The organism is Brevundimonas sp. (assembly GCF_031082345.1).
Classification (GTDB): domain Bacteria; phylum Pseudomonadota; class Alphaproteobacteria; order Caulobacterales; family Caulobacteraceae; genus Brevundimonas.
On record NZ_JAVHLH010000327.1, the window covers coordinates 1 to 2592 of the forward strand.

The 2592-nt window shown below is 70.6% G+C and carries 3 protein-coding genes and 1 pseudogene; 1 reads left to right on the forward strand and 3 read right to left on the reverse strand.

The window, feature by feature from the left end:
- Both RDU12_RS14800 and RDU12_RS14805 read right to left on the reverse strand, forming a co-directional pair.
- Positions 1–357 (reverse strand): annotated as a pseudogene (locus RDU12_RS14800) (hypothetical protein); the annotation flags it as partial.
- Between the two features lie 122 nt (positions 358–479).
- Positions 480–1511, reverse strand: coding sequence for a 2'-deoxycytidine 5'-triphosphate deaminase (locus tag RDU12_RS14805; protein WP_300292948.1), 1032 nt, complete (start codon positions 1509–1511; stop codon positions 480–482).
- Between the two features lie 93 nt (positions 1512–1604).
- Between RDU12_RS14805 and apaG the strand changes: the two genes are divergently transcribed.
- Positions 1605–2012: a Co2+/Mg2+ efflux protein ApaG gene (gene apaG / locus RDU12_RS14810; RefSeq protein WP_300292950.1), complete on the forward strand. Its 408-nt coding sequence runs from the start codon at positions 1605–1607 to the stop codon at positions 2010–2012.
- A gap of 267 nt (positions 2013–2279) precedes the next feature.
- Here apaG and RDU12_RS14815 read toward each other — a convergent pair.
- A partial coding sequence (locus tag RDU12_RS14815; RefSeq protein WP_308685395.1) for a GcrA family cell cycle regulator occupies positions 2280–2592 on the reverse strand: 313 nt, incomplete at its 5' end.

The window sequence follows — 2592 nt, forward strand, 5'->3', positions numbered from 1 at the left end:
CAGGGGCGAGCCGTCGGCGCGCCGCACGCGGCCCTCGGCGCGCAGCCGCAGGCGGTCGCGCCAGGCGTCGCCCTCGTACCAGATGTCGGTGTTCGAGGCGGCCCAGGTCGAGGACACGTCGCGGGCCGGGTCGTAGCCCGTCCAGCCATCGCCGCCGGCGAAGGCGCGCTCCCCGGCGTCGAAGCGCGCGTCGCGGTCGAGGCGGGTCAGCAGGTCGGATACGGTGGTGGGGCGTTCGGGCTCGACGCGCCAGGGGTCGGCGACGGCTTGCTGCGGAGTCGGCGACGCCATGCCGAAGGCCGGGGCCGCACAGGCCGCCAACGCCACCACTCCCGCACTGAACGCCACAAGACGCATCAACGGTCCCTCATCCGTTAACGTCTCCGAGCCTGCACGATCCGGGCCGGAACGCCAACTGACAATTTCCTGTCAGGCGAACGTCCTGCGCGACGCCGCGGTTCCGCGCGGCGGCCGTCGCCCTAGCTCCAGGCGCGGAAATGCTTGGACAGCTTCAGGCCCTGGCTCTGGTAGTGGCTGCCGCCCTCGCCATAGAGGCGCGAGGGCCGCTCCGTCAGCGGCTCATAGACCAGCCGGGCGACGATCTGGCCGTGCTCCAGCAGGAAGGGGGTGTCGTGGGTGCGCACCTCCAGCACCCCCTTGGAGCCCGCCCCGTGGGCCTCGTCGGTGCCGAATCCGGGATCGAAGAAGCCGGCGTAATGGACCCGGAATTCGCCCACCGACGGATCGATCGGCGTCATCTCCGCGGCCTGCATCACCGGGATCTCGACGGCTTCCCGCGAGGCCAGGATGTAGAATTCGCCGGGATCGAGCAGCAGCTCGCCGCGCCGAACGCTCAGAGGCTCCCAGAAGTCTCGCGGGTCGTGGCCGTCAATCCGGTCGAGGTCGACCACCCCCGCGTGGCGCCGTCCGCGGAAGCCGACGATGGTCCCGTCGGCGCCTTCCAGATCGACGCCGACGCTGCGGGTCTCCAGCTTGGGCGGCTCGCCCGCCTTGAGACGCAGCTGGTTCAGTCGGGTCCCGGGCCGCACCAGGATGGAGAAGGTCTGCGGCGCGATCTCCAGATACAGCGGCCCGTTATAGCCCTCCTCGACGTCGTCGAAACTGGCCCCGCGGTCGGTCAGCAGGCGCACGAAGACGTCGACCCGCCCGGTCGAGCTCTTGGGATTGGCGCGGGCGATGAGTCCCTTGGGCAGGGTCAGCCGCTCCTGCAGCCGGGCGATATAGACGCAGCCCTTCTCCATCACATAGCCGCCCGACAGGTCGATGGCGTGCATGGCCACGTCGGCGATGCGATCCTCGACCTTGCGCTGCCCGGGCAGGAACGACGCCCGCACCCGCCACGCCTGGTCCGACAGCCGCAGATCGAGGCTGGCCGGCTGCACCTGGTCCTTGTCGAACGGCGTCTCCGAAACGATCGCCCCGCCGGCGATCAGGGCCTCGATGGATTGCGACGGCAGAATGCCGGGGAGGGAGGTCGAAAAGCTCTGCATGGCTTTCGATTACACGATTCCGCGCCCCGTCTCCCCCACTGTCTCCTGCGCCGTCGCGCTTGACCTGCGGCCCGCGAGCGCGACCATGGGCGGATGCATGACGCCCCCGCCTATGAAGCCGAAACCGAAGGCGTCCTGATCCGCGTCCGCCCCAGCTATCTGGCCGGCCAGTCCGATCCCGACGGCGGCCGCTGGGTCTGGGCGTATCAGGTCGAGATCGTCAATCTGACGCCGACGCCGTTGCAGCTGATGGCCCGCCGCTGGATCATCACCGACGGCCAGGGTCGGGTCGAGGAGGTGCGCGGGGCCGGCGTGGTCGGCGAGCAGCCGGTGATCCAGCCGGGCGACAGCTACACCTACGCCTCGGGCTGCCCGCTCGGCACGCCCACCGGCTCCATGGTCGGCGGCTACTATATGACCGACGCCTCGGGCCGCTCGTTCGAGGCCGCCATCCCGGCGTTCAGTCTCGACGTGCCCGGCGATCGGCGGGTGCTGAACTAATCACTCGGCCGCAATGACGGCGTCCGACTATTCAATGATCGTGGATGCCGCGCCAGGGATGGGTGAGGGGCTGCGTCAACCCGGATAACCGCAGCCCCGCCCCAGTCTCACCGCCGCGCGAACGCGGCGGGAGGCGGACGGCGGCTCCTCTAGGAGCCATTCGTGTCGGTCGCGAGACCGAATTAGGACGGGTGCGCGAAACTGTGTCCGCGCACCCGAAATCCGCGCCAGGCAACGAGCCGCCGCGCGGCGAGCGTTAGCGCCTTGCTAGATGTACCGACGCAGCGACCGGGCCAGTTCGGAGGCCCCGTCCTTGCCGCCCTTGCGGACCTGCGGCTGGTAGGCGACCCGGGCGTGCTCGACGCAGTAGACGCCTTCCGAGGAACGGCGGCCGCAGAAGCTGAACTCGTCCGAAGACGGGTCGCCGATCGGCCATTTGCACATATGGGCGCCGAGGGTCATCACCGTGGCCGTGCCCGGCAGGTCGGGCATCGGGGCCGGGACCTGGGCCGCGGCCGGGCGCGGCTGCACCGCCTCGATGCGGCGCGGGGCCGACGGGGCCTGGGTCGGCGGGGCGGCG